Genomic DNA, 15,601 nt, shown 5'->3' with positions numbered 1-15,601 from the left:
CATAATTAGCATAAGTTTTTAAGTTTTCGTATCATTCGGCTTTCATATTAAACTACAATTATATTTTACTATCTATGGCTAATCTTTTAGAGGTACAACAAGCCACAAAACAATTTGGAAACTTTACTGCATTGCAAGATGTATCAATTCAGGTACCTAAAGGAAGTATATTTGGATTACTTGGCCCTAACGGAGCTGGTAAAACCACACTAATTAGAATCATTAATCAAATTACCTTGCCTGATAAAGGAAGTGTATATCTGGATAATGAACTGCTAAAACCACAACATATTAGAGATATTGGTTATCTGCCGGAAGAAAGAGGACTGTATAAATCTATGAAGGTAGGCGAACAAGCATTGTATCTGGCGCAACTTAAAGGCCTTAGTAAAACAGAAGCCAAAGAACGCTTAAAGTATTGGTTTGATAAATTTGACATCTCACATTGGTGGAACAAAAAAATACAAGAACTCTCTAAAGGAATGGCACAAAAAGTACAGTTTATTGTGACTGTACTTCATAAACCTAAACTTTTGATTTTTGATGAGCCATTTAGTGGTTTTGACCCCATAAATGCAAATGTCATTAAAGATGAAATTCTACAACTACGGGATGAAGGAGCAACGGTTATATTTTCTACTCACCGAATGGAAAGTGTAGAAGAATTATGTGATCATATTGCTCTAATTAATAAGTCTAAAAAAATACTCGAAGGTAAACTTACCGATATAAAGAGAGCTTATAAATCTAATACTTTTGAAGTAGGTCTTTTAACCGAAAATAATACTGATTTGTATACTACATTACAAGATAAATTTAATGTAGCCCCTGCAGATTTTAAAACAATTGATGATCAATTGAAAATGAAAATAACTTTGGATAATAATACATCCTCAAATGAGCTACTACAGTACTTATCAGATAAAGGGCAAGTAATGAGATTTAATGAAGTGATCCCAGGAGTTAACGAGATATTTATTAAAACCATTACAGAGAATGAGTAACCTAAAATTAATTATTAAAAGAGAATTTATAGCTCGAGTTCGTAATAGGACCTTTGTAGTGATGACTTTTTTAAGTCCTTTGATCATGGTAGGTATGATTTCTTTAATTGCCTGGCTCGCAACTTTGAACAATGATGAAATTCGTAAAGTAGCATTCTATGATGAAACGGGATTGTTTAGTACAGACTTTAAAGATTCTAGTGATATAGACTACATAGATTATAGTGATTTACCCTTAAACGATGCAAAAGACTCTGTGGTTATCAAAAAACTCGATGGGCTATTGTATGTACCAAAGAAAAGTAGCAATAGTGAACTTGCTAAATCAATACAATTTTATGCAGATGAAGCACCAAGTATTTCAATACTTAATAGAATTGAAGAAATTATAGCAAGTAAATTAACTAACCAAAACTTTAAAGAAAAAGGATTGGATCTGGATGTTATAGAGAACTCAAAAGCTAAAGTAAATATTTTGATAGAAAACTTTTCTGGAGAAAAAACATCAAAGATGTCTAGTTATATAAAGATGATTTTTGGTGGTGTAGCAGGATATTTCTTGATGATGTTTATTATCATTTATGGTAATATGGTAATGCGATCTGTTATCGAAGAAAAATCTAATCGAATTATAGAGATTATTATTTCTTCTGTAAAACCATTACAGCTTATGATGGGTAAAATTCTGGGAACTTCTTTTGCAGGGATTCTTCAGTTTCTTATCTGGGTGATTTTAGGAGGAGTGTTACTTGCCGTGGTATCTTCAGTTTTTGGTATAGATCCGCAACCAGCGGGTATAGATCAATCGCTGATTATGCAAGAAGATGGTCAACAAGAAATACAATTAATACTTCAGGATATCATGAAGCTTCCGCTAGGAACTCTAGTATTGTCTTTTTTCATTTATTTTATAGGAGGATACTTTTTATACAGTTCAATTTATGCTGCTATAGGCGCTGCTGTGGATAGCGAAACCGATTCGCAACAATTTATGTTACCCATTATTTTGCCGTTAATGTTGGGGATTTATGTTGGATTCTTTTCAGTAATAGAAAATCCTCACGGCACGGTATCTACAGTGTTTTCTATGATTCCTTTAACTTCTCCAATAGTTATGCTAATGCGTATACCTTTTGGGGTGCCTTGGTGGGAAGTATTAATCTCTATGCTTCTATTGGTAGGAAGTATTATCTTTATCACATGGATGGCAGGAAAAATATACAGGGTAGGAATACTTATGTATGGTAAAAAACCAAGTTATAAAGAGCTATTTAAGTGGATGAAATATTAACATTATGATGCAGGAAGAAATTACAGAACAAGTAAAAGAAGTTATTCCTAAAAATATTTGGGATACCATGCAAGACTTTTTTAGTTATGAAATTTTTCACTTTGGAGAAGAACATCAGATTAAATTGACTGTTGGATTGTTATTTTTTGTACTTCTTATTCTTGTTATTACTTCTGTTTTTCTTAAGTTTTTTAAGAGAATTGTTACCAGAAAATTAAATAGAGGAGACAAACAAAAATTCGAATCAGTATTCTCGTTTTCAAAATATTTTGTTTATCTCATAGTCATCTTTTTTACATTAGATAGTATTGGGTTTAATATCACAGCAATATTTGCTGCTTCTGCGGCACTATTAGTTGGGGTTGGTCTTGCGTTGCAAACTTTTTTTCAAGATATTTTATCAGGCATTTTTATTTTTATTGATCAAACAGTACATGTGGGTGATATTATAGAATTAGATGGTAAAGTAGGAAGAGTAGAAGAAATTAAATTAAGAACTACAAGAGCAGTAACCATAGATAATAAAGTATTGATTATTCCTAATCATAAATATTTAACATCCATACTATATAACTGGACTCAAAATGGAAAAGTTACGAGAGAATCTATAACAGTGGGTGTTGCGTATGGTAGCGATACAGAGTTGATTAAAGAATTGCTAACCAAAGCAGCACTATCTAATACATATGTCTTAAAAGAACCAGCTCCATTAGTTTTATTTACCGACTTTGCAGATAGTTCATTAAATTTTAAATTAATATTTAGTATTAACGATAGTTTTCAAGCGGTAGTACCACAGAGTGAGATACGATTTGAAATAGATCGTTTGTTTAGAGAACATAATATTAGTATTCCTTTCCCGCAACGTGTGGTTACCATGGTAAAAGAATGAAGAAAAACAGATAGGAAAGCATAACATACGCCCCCAAAAATGAGAAAGAGCCTGATTTTTATATGTATACTATTATATAGCTTAAACGGCGTACGTTGTCAGAGTACTGATTTAGCAAGAATCGAATATACATACATCCCACAAGCCGATAGTGATAATATTTATAGTCGTTTTAGAGTTTCGGCTAATTATCCTATTAAAATGGATGATAAAGGAACTTACTTGGTAATCGGTGCACAATATAGATTTAATAACATACAGATAGATGATGAGTTGGGATTTGATGATCAGGGAGACCTAAATAGTTTTCATACTGCAGCTATAGAGTTAGGGTATACATTTAAGATGAAAAATAATTGGAGATTTGGCACTAAATTCGGAGTTGGAATTTCATCTAATTTTGAAGGATCTGGTGTAGAAAGAGATGATTTTAGATATAGAGTGTCTTTGTATTTTGTAAAGACGTATAAAAATGTACAAGAACCAAAAACGGCTCGTTTAATTGTAGGAGTACAGTATACTAATCCCGCTAGTCTTAATTTTCCGCTTCCTATCATTAATTATTATAAAAGATTTCATCAAAGTTGGTCGTACGCTATTGGGACTCCTAAAACAAATATTAAATATTTTTTTAATGAAAAAAGTACACTCCAGGCTTTTGTGGGGTTAGATCGTTTTTATGGTAATTTGCAAAATAACAAAGCATATGTAAATGAGAACGGAGAGACAAAAGTAATAGAAAATGTATCAATGTTTAATGTTATGGGAGCATTGGGGTATGAATATTATTTTACGGAACACTTATTGTTCTACACATATGCGGGATATACATTAAGTAATGAAATTCGTTTGCGAGATGGTAATCAAGAAAATGTATTGGCAATCAATGATAAAAATACATTCTATTTTCGTAGCGGAATAAAATTTAAAATATAATGGCAAAAATATTAGTAATTGAGGACGAAGCAGCAATTCGTAGGGTTCTGGTAAAAATTTTATCTGAAGAAAACAATAAATATGAAGTTTTCGAAGCCGAAGACGGACTTTCTGGTATAGAAAAAATCAAAGCAGATGATTATGATCTTGTACTCTGTGATATCAAAATGCCAAAAATGGATGGAGTAGAAGTGCTAGAAGCTATAAAAAAGATAAAACCCGAAATTCCTATTGTCATGATTTCTGGTCATGGGGATCTGGACACTGCTGTAAACACAATGAGGTTAGGTGCTTTTGATTATATTTCTAAACCACCAGATCTTAACCGTTTGCTAAATACAGTACGCAATGCTTTGGACCGTAAAGAACTGGTCGTGGAGAACAAAATGCTAAAGAAAAAGGTCTCCAAAAATTATGAGATGATTGGAGAGTCAAAGGCTATTTCTGATATCAAGAACATAATCGAAAAAGTTTCAGCAACGGATGCAAGAGTTTTAATTACAGGCCCCAATGGTACGGGTAAAGAATTAGTTGCACATTGGATTCATCAAAAAAGTGATCGTTCCAAAGGACCAATGATAGAGGTAAACTGTGCAGCAATACCTGGAGAGTTAATAGAAAGTGAACTTTTTGGGCATGTAAAAGGAGCTTTTACGTCAGCCAATAAAGACCGCGCCGGTAAGTTTGAAGCTGCTAATGGAGGAACGATATTTCTTGATGAAATTGGAGATATGAGCCTTTCTGCACAAGCCAAAGTACTTAGAGCACTACAAGAAAATAAAATACAAAGAGTTGGTAGTGATAGAGATATCAAAGTAGATGTTCGTGTAGTTGCTGCAACAAATAAAGACCTAAAAAAAGAAATAGCAGAAAATAAATTTAGAGAGGATCTATATCATAGATTGGCAGTGATTTTGGTAAAAGTTCCGGCACTAAATGATAGAAGAGATGATATTCCTTTATTGGTAGAGTATTTTACCAAAAAAATATCAGGAGAACAAGGATCACCTACTAAATCATTTTCAGCCAAAGCTATAAAACAATTACAGCAATATGATTGGACAGGTAATATCAGAGAGCTACGCAATGTAGTTGAGCGTCTGATTATTCTTGGTGGTAACGAAGTAAGTGAAGAAGATGTAAAACTTTTTGCAGCTAAATAAGTATTAATATTTATTCCAGTTCATAGTCTATAGTGATTGATTGTGTTTTTTAGTAAAAAGATTATTGTAATTAATGCTTCTTGTATTACGACCAATTATTGCATATGCCCTAAATAATGAGAAGAGTTTTATTTTTGATTTTGTTGTTGTGTATACCATATATGTCTTCTGCTCAATATGATCCAGGAGCAACCAATTATGGATTTGCAGCTGCAAAAAGTTTCGGACTCGAAAATGAATTAGCATTAGGAGCCAGAATAGAATATGCTTTTAATTGTTACACTACTTTTTTGGGAGAATACAATCGTTCATTTGCTATAGGTGCCGATGAAGAGTATGAAGGATATAATGAATTGGCAATTGGAGTAAATTTGATTTTATTTAATTGGTATCCTACTACAATAACAGCTGGTATAGGGTATGTAGGTAATGATTCGGTTGAATTTGAGGCAATTGAAGATGATGCTTTTCTGGGGTTTAGAACAGGAAGCTTTAACCATGGAGCACAAATTAAAATAAGAGCATTACATCAAATTTCTATACCTGTACATATTTTTGCAGAACTTAATGTTAAGAGTCTAGGACGAAGGTATGATACTTTTATGATTGGATTTAGTTATGATTTCTATGCTAGATAAATCTTTTTACCTTTTCAAATGTTCTGATTGGCCCTTTTTTTTGTTAAAAAATATATTAAAAAGAGTGTATTGGTAAACTATTTTCCTACAAACCCAAAACTTTAGTATCTTTCGGGTGATAACACAAATCATAGTATGAAGAAGATAAACCACGAAGATTTTATGGTGTCTAATACCATAGAATTATCTAAAATCCCAACCACTTTTGATCTTAATGAAAGCGAAAAAAAAATCGAGAAAGAACTCGAAGAAACACGTGAGAAATTAGGAGAGCTTCAGGATACTTTATATGCACATGGTAAATATGCTGTACTGGTTTGTCTTCAGGGTATGGATACCTCTGGTAAAGATAGTTTGATCAGAGAAGTATTTAAAGATTTCAATACTCGCGGTATTATCGTTCATAGTTTTAAGGTCCCTACAGCATTAGAATTAGGTCATGATTATTTATGGAGACACTATATCGCTTTGCCACAACGAGGAAAGTTTGGAGTCTTCAATAGAACACATTATGAAAATGTTTTGGTAACACGAGTGCATCCAGAATATATAATGGGAGAACATATTCCTCATATCAATACAGTTGAGGATATTAACGATGCTTTTTGGGATAAACGTTTTGAACAAATTCGAAATTTTGAAAAACACATTGCCGAAAACGGTACTTTGATTTATAAATTCTATTTGCATTTATCAAAAGAAGAGCAAAAGAATAGATTACTTCGCAGGCTAGAGAAAAAAGAAAAAAACTGGAAGTTTTCTGCAGGAGATTTAAAAGAGCGCAAACTTTGGGACCAATATCAGAATTGTTATCAGGATGCCATAAATAGAACTTCTTTGCCTCATGCCCCATGGTATGTAATTCCTGCAGATAATAAGCCCGTAGCAAGATATATTGTAGCAAAAACTTTATATACTACATTAAAAGAATATGACGATATACAAGAGCCAGAATTAGACAACAAAACAAAAGCCAATCTGGATTTGTATAAACAAGAATTAGAGAACGAATAAAAAGGTTTAAGATAAAACTATGGTAAGAACTATAATCCCCATCATTTTTGCAATGTTATCAATTAGTAGTTTTGCGCAAAATGAAGCAAAAGAAGATGTTACTACATTAAAAAAAATATACGATACCTCACTCCTTAATGGAAAAAGTTATGCATGGCTCGATTATCTTTCCAACCAGATTGGAGGAAGACTTTCGGGTTCTGTAAATGCACAACTAGCTGTAGAGTGGGGTGAAAAAGAGTTAAAAGAGTTAGGCTTGGATAAAGTATGGTTACAACCAGTAATGGTACCAAAATGGACTCGCGGTGTAACAGAATTTGCTTATATCGAAACAGAACCAGGCGTAACGACTAATGTGCCAATTTGTGCATTAGGAGGTTCTGTACCAACACCAATAGGTGGTATTAAAGCCCGTATTATAGAAGTTAAAGGGTTAGAAGAACTTAAAGAAATGGGTACTGCTCAGATTGAAGGAAAAATAGTGTTTTTTAACAGGCCTATGCAAGCAGATCTTATAGAAACATTTAGAGCATATGGTGGATGTGTAGATCAACGATATTCTGGAGCAGCAGAAGCTGCTAAATTTGGTGCTGTAGGAGTAATTGTACGTTCTATGAATCTTAGATTAGACGATTTCCCACATACAGGAGCAATGAGCTACGGCAAACTTGGAGATATGGATAAGATTCCTGCCGCCGCAATAAGTACTAATGGAGCAGACTTGTTAAGCTCTATGTTAACATTAAACCCAAAAATTAAATTTCATGTTAATATGAACTGCCGTACATGGAAAGATGTACAATCATATAATGTAATTGGCGAAATTACAGGAAGCGAATTTCCTAAAGAATATATGGTAGTCGGTGGACATTTAGATTCTTGGGATCTGGGAGACGGTTCTCATGATGATGGAGCAGGAATAGTACAATCTATGGAAGTACTTCGATTATTTAAAGAAATAGGATATAAACCTAAACGATCTATTCGAGTAGTATTATTTATGAATGAAGAGAATGGATTACGCGGAGGTAGAAAATATGCAGAGGTAGCTAAAAATAAAGGAGAAAACCATGTCTTTGCTCTGGAAAGCGATTCAGGAGGATTTACTCCCAGAGGTTTTTCATTTGATTGCAATGATGCTAATTTTGCCCAGGTACAAGGCTGGAAACCCCTTTTTGAGCCCTATCTTATACATTCTTTCACTCAAGGTGGAAGCGGCGCCGATATAGGTCCACTTAAAAAAGAGGGAATTGTACTCGCAGGATTACGACCAGATTCACAACGCTACTTTGATTATCACCACGCTAAGAACGATACTTTTGATGCCGTTAATAGGAGAGAACTCGAACTAGGCGCTGCCACAATGACTAGCTTAATGTATCTTTTTGATAAGTATGGCATAAAGTAGTTTTTACAATACATCAAAAGAACTTATGTTGTAGATAGTATATAGAGGTGATCAGTATGTTGCATGATTTAGGTTTTTAACAATTTCTCTTTGTGTTTTAAGAAAGAAGACTTGACATGATATTTCACTAAAAACAGCGCGCCCAGCCCATTGTGTATTGATTCACATTTGCATTCAAACAGAAAGAATAAAATGAAGGATATAGTATGTAGAGTAATGTTTTTAGTGTTCCTTGTTGGTGTATGTTGTACTTGTACTTCAGAAACTGAAAAACAAGTAGATAAGACAAATAAATTATTAGGCAATGGTAAACGTTTAGTTGTTGAAAAAACAAACAAAACAACCCATAAGACTGGATATTTTACAAAACACTATTATGGAGCAACTCACAGTTATGCTTATGAATTTGAAGTAGATGGAGGAGATGTTAATTGGGGTGGAGGCAGCGGAGAACCAAAACATATTCTTTTTTGTGAGAATGCAGTTTATGTTCATTATCTTAAAAATAAATATGTACCTATCCAACATAATGATACTACCACTTCTAAAATAGAGAATAGTGGTTATTATAGTGTACAAGATGTATTTGAGTTATATATAGATAATCGGTATTTCTTTAATCTCTTTGGAGATGATTATTGGGTAGAAATCACACCCGAATCATATGCAAATAAAAAGATAACCTGTGATGAATATAGCATACCAAATGATAATGAGTTGTCATTAATTAGGGAAGATTAATGTGCTCTCGTTTTAGAATAAAATTGATATAACAACTGTATTAAAAATACAAGAGATAAATCTATATGAGTTCTTATGTAATGCCATAAATTATCTTTATAAAGATAGTTATCTACCCAAAATTTAATAAGAAAATGACACAGGTGATAATAATGTAAATTCTAAATAACGTTAAATAAACAATAAGAATTGCTTAGTTCATTTCGGTTCTAATACCTTTGCGTCTTCAAAATTGTAAAATGCTACAACAGTACACCAAAGAATTTCGATATAATCTAAAGTTGGCCACACCCGTAATGCTGGGTATGCTGGGGCATACTTTTGTAGGATTAGTCGATAATATTATGGTGGGACAGCTGGGTACGGCAGAATTAGCAGCAGTATCTCTGGGAAATAGTTTTATGTTTATTGCCATGTCTTTGGGGATTGGGTTTTCTACAGCAATTACACCATTGGTAGCAGAAGCAGATGGAGAAAACAATTTTGAAAATGGTAAATCAGCGTTTAAACATGGATTATTTTTATGTACCACTTTAGGAATAGTACTGTTTTTAATGATATTGGCTGCAAAGCCATTAATGTATCTAATGAAACAACCTCCCGAAGTGGTTGAACTGGCAATACCATATCTGGATCTGGTCGCTTTTTCTTTGATTCCATTAGTGAGTTTTCAGGCATTAAAGCAATTCTCAGATGGATTGTCTATGACCAAATACCCAATGTATGCAACTTTAGTTGCGAATCTGGTTAATATAGTTCTGAATTACGTATTGATTTTTGGAAAATTTGGTTTTCCGCAAATGGGAATAGTTGGCGCAGCTGTCGGGACACTAGCTTCAAGATTTGTGATGGTTATCTTTTTATGGGTTTTTCTTAAGAATAAGCAAAAATCTAGACCTTATGTTACCCATATCAAATTTTTTACTTTAGAACGCAGAATGATAAATAAGATAGTGGCATTAGGGTTTCCTTCTTCATTACAAATGTTTTTTGAAGTAGCCATTTTTACCGCTGCTATATGGCTATCTGGGATTTTAGGTAAAAATCCACAAGCAGCAAATCAAATAGCATTGAATCTGGCTTCTATGACCTTTATGGTAGCTATGGGGTTAAGTGTCGCTGCTATGGTACGTGTTGGTAATCAAAAAGGGCTTCAGCATTTTAGAGATTTAAGAAGAATTGCGATTTCGATATTTTTACTAACATTTTTAATAGAAGCTGTTTTTGCCTTGTTTTTTATTCTCTTTAATGAGTTGTTACCACAAATATATCTGGATGTAAATGATGTTGAAAATATAGCAGATAATACCGAGGTGATTTCTATTGCAGCAAAACTATTGATTATCGCAGCATTATTTCAGATTTCTGATGGAATACAAGTTACAGTACTTGGCGCTTTGAGAGGTTTGCAGGATGTTAAGATCCCTACCTTAATTACATTTATTGCATATTGGGTAGTAGGATTTCCTATTAGTTATTACTTAGGATTATATACCGAATATAAAAGCTCTGGAATATGGATTGGATTGCTAGCAGGTCTTTCTGTTTCTGCATTACTATTATATCTTAGATTTAATGCTTTGACCAAAGGTTTAATTCAGAAAAATTAAAATTATTCTCTCTTTTTTGTCTTGCAAATCAGGGATTTAGAGCTGTTTTTTTAAATAAAAATAAAGATCAAATACCATTTTTATACTTATTACGTTTATTTGGTATTAACGAATAATTAACTATCTTTCCAAAAAAAGAGAATACAAAATATGAGAGTCCCAAATTCTAGATTTTGTCTACTGCTTGTAGTTCTTGCCATAATGGTTACCCAAAGTAGTATAAGTCAAAACTTTATCCATAGTAAAAATCAAAACCTTATTCCTAATCCTAGTTTCGAAGCTACAAATACAGCGATTGCACGATTAGATATGGAAATGCAAAATTTTGGAATTATTAAGGATTGGAAAGCTTCAATTAATTCTCCGGATGCTTATCACCCAAGATTAGAGGATATTAGATTTATCCATAAAGCACCTAACTTTTTAAAGCAGTTTGGAGCACAAGAACCCAGAACAGGAGAAGGCAAAGTAGGAATGTATATTGCTGGAGGTCCTTATAAAGAAGGAGTGACGGCCAAATTAAAACAACCATTATCCAAGGGTAAATATTACTATTTTCATATGTATGTTTCTTTAGGAGAAGGAATCTCGAATTCCTGTACTTCATCTATTGGATCATATTTTACTGCCAGGAGACCAAAAATAACCACCACCTCTAGATTTCCTCTAAATATAGAATCTTCAAAAATGGTATGTAATACCAAAGGATGGACTAAAGTTTGTGGTGTATATAGAGCAAAAGGAACAGAAAAATATATTTCGTTGGGATATTTCTCAGATAGCCCAAAAGGAAAATCTGTAAAAGGAGGAGGATTTGATACAGCTTACTATTTTGTAGACGATGTTTTACTAATGGAAATGAGAGATACCAAAAACCTTACATCAAGCCAGGTGTGTGATATGGCTCTTGATTTTTCGCCTGTAGAATTTTTGGTAGGTGAAAGTGAAGCATATAAAGAAATTCAAAAGGCATTGGATTCTTATATCCAATATGTTACTATTTTTAAAGTAAGCACAGTTAAAATTATTGGTCATGCAGATGATGCTGGTTCATCTTTTGAGAATGAAATCATGTCTGCAATGAGAGCAAGTAATGTGAAAAAATATTTTGTTGAACAAGGTATAGACGAATCTTTAATCGAAATAGTAGCGGCTGGAGATACTATGCCTGTTGTTACTGCAGGTTCTAATTTGGATCCAGAATCAAACAATAGAATAGAAATTAAAATTGAATAGTAGTTCCCTAATAATTTTCTGATTTCCTTAAAAAAGATAGTACCTTTGAAACTTTGTAATTTTAAGTATTCATTATGGACTTTCCAAAATTCTTATTAGGCGATAATACTGATTATCCAGATGCCATTTTTGTAATTCATACCGAGTTTCCCAGGTTTATTGTCAACCTGGAGAATGATGAAGTAGAATGGCTTGAAGAGTTTGATAAAGATGATGAAAAAGAATTGTTAGAGGAAGCAGAAAACCTTTTTGTAGCTGCTAACGATTTTTATGATCGTGAAATAGAACGTTACGACGAATAAAAAATAAATAAACAACCATAACAATGGAAGACCTCATACAATTAGATAAAGATCTTTTTTTATATCTCAATAATCTGGGCTCATCTGCATGGGATGGATTTTGGTTATTTATGACAGAGAAGTTATACCAAATTCCTTTGTATTTAGTATTACTGATTTTTTTCTATAAATATTTTGGAATTAGAGGTACCATCATCACTTTGATAGTAGTAGCGTTATTAATTACAGCTACTGATCAGTTATCTAACCTGTTTAAGAATGTGTTGTTTATGCGACCAAGGCCATGTAGAGCAGATGGAGTATCTGAGTTTACACGTTTTATTGCAGAACGCTGTGGGCGTCATGGGTATTTTTCAGGTCATGCAGCAAGTTCTATGGCATTAGCCTTTTTTACTGGATTAGCCCTGAGAAAACACCTAAAATATATTTTCCCATTTATGGTGGTATGGTCAATTGTTGTTAGTTATAGTAGAATTTATATAGGAGTGCATTATCCCGGTGATATCGTTACTGGTATGGCAATAGGTATTTTATTAGGAGTAGGTGCTTTTAAACTACATACATTTCTGGTAAAGAAATATGGAGAAGTTGTATAATAAGTAATGTAGAATTATATTAATCTAAAACTTCTTCTTTTTCTTCTTTTTACCAAAAAGACGCTTAAGGAAATTATCTCTTTTTTCGGGTCTACAATCCAAGTCTTTTAAAACTTCCTTGGAGCTTTCTTCGAATTTACTTTTTGTAATAGGGTCAAATGTACTATCCAGATTCATCTTTTGGTATAATTTGGCAAAAATTGGTAATGCCGTATTGGCTCCTTGCCCTAAAGCGGTAGTTTTAAAACCAATATTATAATTATCATTTCCTACCCAGGTGATCGTTACTAAATTCGGAGTGATCCCTACAAACCAACCGTCCTTATTGTCTTGGGTGGTTCCTGTTTTTCCTGCAATATCGTTTTTGAGGTTATAGGTGGCTCTAAGCCTGGTTGCAGTACCTTGCTCTACAGTAGATTTCATCATTTCTAAAAGTACCTGCCTGGTGTAATCACTATAAGCAGGAGCCTTAGCTATTTCAGGCTCGAAAGAAGCAATTAAACGACCGTTTTTATCCTCAATTCTCGAAATATAAAATGGCTTAACACTTTTACCTTCATTTACATAACTTGCATAAGCACCTGCTAATTCTTTTAATTTAATACCATCTGTACCCAATGCCATTGCAGGCTCTTCAGAAAGTACAGCCGTGACTCCTAGTTTTTTTACCTGATCTACAACTTTTGGGATACCAACCTCATTAAGCACCTTTACGGCAATAGTATTAACAGAGTTGCTTAGTGCTTTTTCTAGCGTAAAATTAAGATAAGGATCATTTTGTTCTGATGCATTTTTAGGCGTCCAGTTATCCAAATTTGTATAGGTAATCTCTTTTGTCGAAAAATAAGAACAAGGCTTCATGCCATTTTCTATAGCAGTAGTATAAACAAAAGGTTTAAAAGTAGATCCAACCTGCCTTTCGCTTTGCGAAACATGGTCATATTTAAAATAACGATAATCAATACCTCCCAGATATGCTTGTACCGCACCCGTTGTTGGTTCGATAGCAATCATTCCTGTATTAAGAAACTTCAGGTAATGTTGTATACTATCCAGAGAAGATATTTTTTTAGTAATGTTACCATTCCATTCGAACAGTTCTATGTCTTTCTTTGCAGAAAGAGAATCTTCAATTTGTGCTTCTGTCAGTCCTTGTTCTTTGTAAATAGTATAAATTTTGAGGTTTTTGACAGCATTATTAACAAGGTCTTTATTGTTTTTCCAGGGGGCAGCACTGCCAAAAGATTTTTCATAATCGTTTTGTAAAACTTGCATATGTTCTTTCATGGCTTCTTCTGCCAAAACCTGCATTTTATAATCTAGCGTAGTATGTATAATCAAACCATCATTATAGATGTCATAAACAGTGCTATCTGGCTTTTTATGTTTTTCTAAGATGTTGATCAATTCTTTTTTTACTTCTTCTCTGAAATAAGGTGCCAATCCAAGATCGTGATTAAAATATTGATAATCCATGATGATAGGCTGACTCATTGTTTGATTTGATCGATGAGCACTTAGGTACTCATATTTAGCCATTTGTTGAAGTACAACATCCCTTCTTAACTGACTTCTTTCTGGAAAAAGTCTTGGGTTATAACTATGATTGGCTTTTAATGTTCCTATAAGTGTGGCTGCTTCTGATAGTGTTAATTGATGAGTGGATTTATTAAAGAATTTCTGGGCGGCACTTTCTATTCCGTAGGTATTGTCTGGAAACGGAACAGTATTGAAGTATAGTGTAAGAATCTCTTTTTTTGAATAAATATCTTCTATTCTTTTGGCAACAAAAGATTCTTTCAATTTATTGATTACTGTACTAAACAATTTGTGTTTTTTTCTTCCGAAGAGGTTTTTTGCCAATTGTAAAGTTATGGTACTTCCTCCTCCCGAAGATTTATCTCTAAGCAAAATGGTTTTAAAAAACACGCGTAATAAGCTTGTGTTATCTACACCATCATGTTCATAGAAGCGTACATCCTCTGTAGCTACTAGTGCATCAATAAGGTGCTGAGGTAAATCTTCGTAAGATATAGGTTGTCTGTCATAGATGTAATATTTACCAATCATATGACCATCTTTATCGAGTACTTGAGTGGCCTCGGCCTGTTTTAAAGAGCTTAATTCTTCTTTGTCAGGTAATTTACCCCAAAAGCCAAAATAGATACTAGCATAAAAGCAAATGCTGAAGAAAATGAACCCACCAATGGTATATAATAACCATTTCACCCATTTTTTTTTAAATGTCGTCTTTATCATAATCATAATACCGACATACATAACGTCGAAAATGCCATATTATTAGGAGATATGGGTTTCTTGTTTTTTTCTGAAACCTCTAATAAATAATACAATCATTATTGTTATAAACAATGAAAAAAGTAGCGAAGTAAAAATAAAGAGTTTTTGTATTGCAATTAAAACATTAATATCTACTAAAATATATAAGAGTAAAACATAAAGTAATCCCAGTTAGAAAAACCTACCAAATCGCCTGCAAATATATCGAGAATGACTCTATACTCTCATAGGGTTCCAAAGTGAAAGCATATAAAAAGATTAAAATTCTCAGAGAAATATATAGTACCCCATTTTTCTTAAAATCAAGTTTTATATAATACCTAGTGTCTTTTTTCCTTTTGGATTTGAGCTTTGATATAAAAAGTGACCCGTTGTAAATATAAATTTCCTAAAGAGTTTTGAAAATACATTACGGTCATAGAAAAAAATCAAATTTTTAACAAGTAAAAATTTGAAAAAAATAATTGAT

Annotated in this window: 14 protein-coding genes; 13 read left to right on the top strand and 1 reads right to left on the bottom strand. The window is 33.0% G+C overall.

The window, feature by feature from the left end:
* Positions 1-74 precede the first annotated feature (74 nt).
* The 13 genes from AAFU52_RS01050 (at position 75) to AAFU52_RS00990 (ending at position 12,831) form a co-directional block, all read left to right on the top strand.
* Positions 75-1,004 (top strand): ABC transporter ATP-binding protein, encoded by a 930-nt coding sequence (locus tag AAFU52_RS01050; protein ID WP_024772154.1) that lies wholly within the window; start codon positions 75-77, stop codon positions 1,002-1,004.
* Positions 997-2,295, top strand: coding sequence for an ABC transporter permease (locus AAFU52_RS01045; RefSeq protein ID WP_024772155.1), 1,299 nt, complete (start codon positions 997-999; stop codon positions 2,293-2,295). The genes AAFU52_RS01050 and AAFU52_RS01045 overlap by 8 nt, the downstream gene beginning before the upstream one ends.
* A gap of 4 nt (positions 2,296-2,299) precedes the next feature.
* Positions 2,300-3,187, top strand: a complete 888-nt coding sequence (locus AAFU52_RS01040) for a mechanosensitive ion channel family protein (protein ID WP_438424794.1) — start codon at positions 2,300-2,302, stop codon at positions 3,185-3,187.
* A gap of 39 nt (positions 3,188-3,226) precedes the next feature.
* On the top strand, positions 3,227-4,123 hold the full coding sequence (locus tag AAFU52_RS01035; RefSeq protein ID WP_024772157.1) for a hypothetical protein: 897 nt from the start codon (positions 3,227-3,229) through the stop codon (positions 4,121-4,123).
* The gene (locus tag AAFU52_RS01030; RefSeq protein ID WP_438424793.1) at positions 4,123-5,286 is read left to right on the top strand and encodes a sigma-54-dependent transcriptional regulator; all 1,164 of its coding nucleotides are present in this window, start codon (positions 4,123-4,125) and stop codon (positions 5,284-5,286) included. The genes AAFU52_RS01035 and AAFU52_RS01030 overlap by 1 nt, the downstream gene beginning before the upstream one ends.
* 116 nt (positions 5,287-5,402) lie before the next feature.
* On the top strand, positions 5,403-5,924 hold the full coding sequence (locus AAFU52_RS01025; protein WP_438424791.1) for a hypothetical protein: 522 nt from the start codon (positions 5,403-5,405) through the stop codon (positions 5,922-5,924).
* A 135-nt stretch (positions 5,925-6,059) separates the two neighbouring features.
* On the top strand, positions 6,060-6,938 hold the full coding sequence (locus AAFU52_RS01020; RefSeq protein ID WP_024772160.1) for a PPK2 family polyphosphate kinase: 879 nt from the start codon (positions 6,060-6,062) through the stop codon (positions 6,936-6,938).
* A 52-nt stretch (positions 6,939-6,990) separates the two neighbouring features.
* Complete coding sequence (locus AAFU52_RS01015; RefSeq protein WP_241461444.1) at positions 6,991-8,346, top strand: M20/M25/M40 family metallo-hydrolase; 1,356 nt, start codon at positions 6,991-6,993, stop codon at positions 8,344-8,346.
* A 192-nt stretch (positions 8,347-8,538) separates the two neighbouring features.
* Entirely contained in the window at positions 8,539-9,087 is a 549-nt protein-coding gene (locus AAFU52_RS01010; protein WP_024772162.1) for a hypothetical protein, read from the top strand.
* Between the two features lie 239 nt (positions 9,088-9,326).
* Complete coding sequence (locus tag AAFU52_RS01005; protein ID WP_438424786.1) at positions 9,327-10,697, top strand: MATE family efflux transporter; 1,371 nt, start codon at positions 9,327-9,329, stop codon at positions 10,695-10,697.
* A 150-nt stretch (positions 10,698-10,847) separates the two neighbouring features.
* Positions 10,848-11,933: an OmpA family protein gene (locus AAFU52_RS01000; RefSeq protein ID WP_084050528.1), complete on the top strand. Its 1,086-nt coding sequence runs from the start codon at positions 10,848-10,850 to the stop codon at positions 11,931-11,933.
* Between the two features lie 74 nt (positions 11,934-12,007).
* Positions 12,008-12,235 (top strand): hypothetical protein, encoded by a 228-nt coding sequence (locus AAFU52_RS00995; protein ID WP_024772165.1) that lies wholly within the window; start codon positions 12,008-12,010, stop codon positions 12,233-12,235.
* 23 nt (positions 12,236-12,258) lie between these two features.
* Complete coding sequence (locus tag AAFU52_RS00990) at positions 12,259-12,831, top strand: phosphatase PAP2 family protein (RefSeq protein ID WP_024772166.1); 573 nt, start codon at positions 12,259-12,261, stop codon at positions 12,829-12,831.
* Between the two features lie 24 nt (positions 12,832-12,855).
* On the opposite strand, the gene AAFU52_RS00985 is transcribed toward AAFU52_RS00990, so the two are convergent.
* A complete protein-coding gene (locus AAFU52_RS00985; RefSeq protein WP_438424784.1) occupies positions 12,856-15,060 on the bottom strand; it encodes a transglycosylase domain-containing protein in 2,205 nt (734 codons plus the stop codon).
* Positions 15,061-15,601: the final 541 nt, after the last annotated feature.

This window comes from Aquimarina macrocephali, assembly GCF_051627225.1.
Taxonomy (GTDB): domain Bacteria; phylum Bacteroidota; class Bacteroidia; order Flavobacteriales; family Flavobacteriaceae; genus Aquimarina; species Aquimarina macrocephali.
This window is presented reverse-complemented; position numbering and strand designations above follow the sequence as displayed.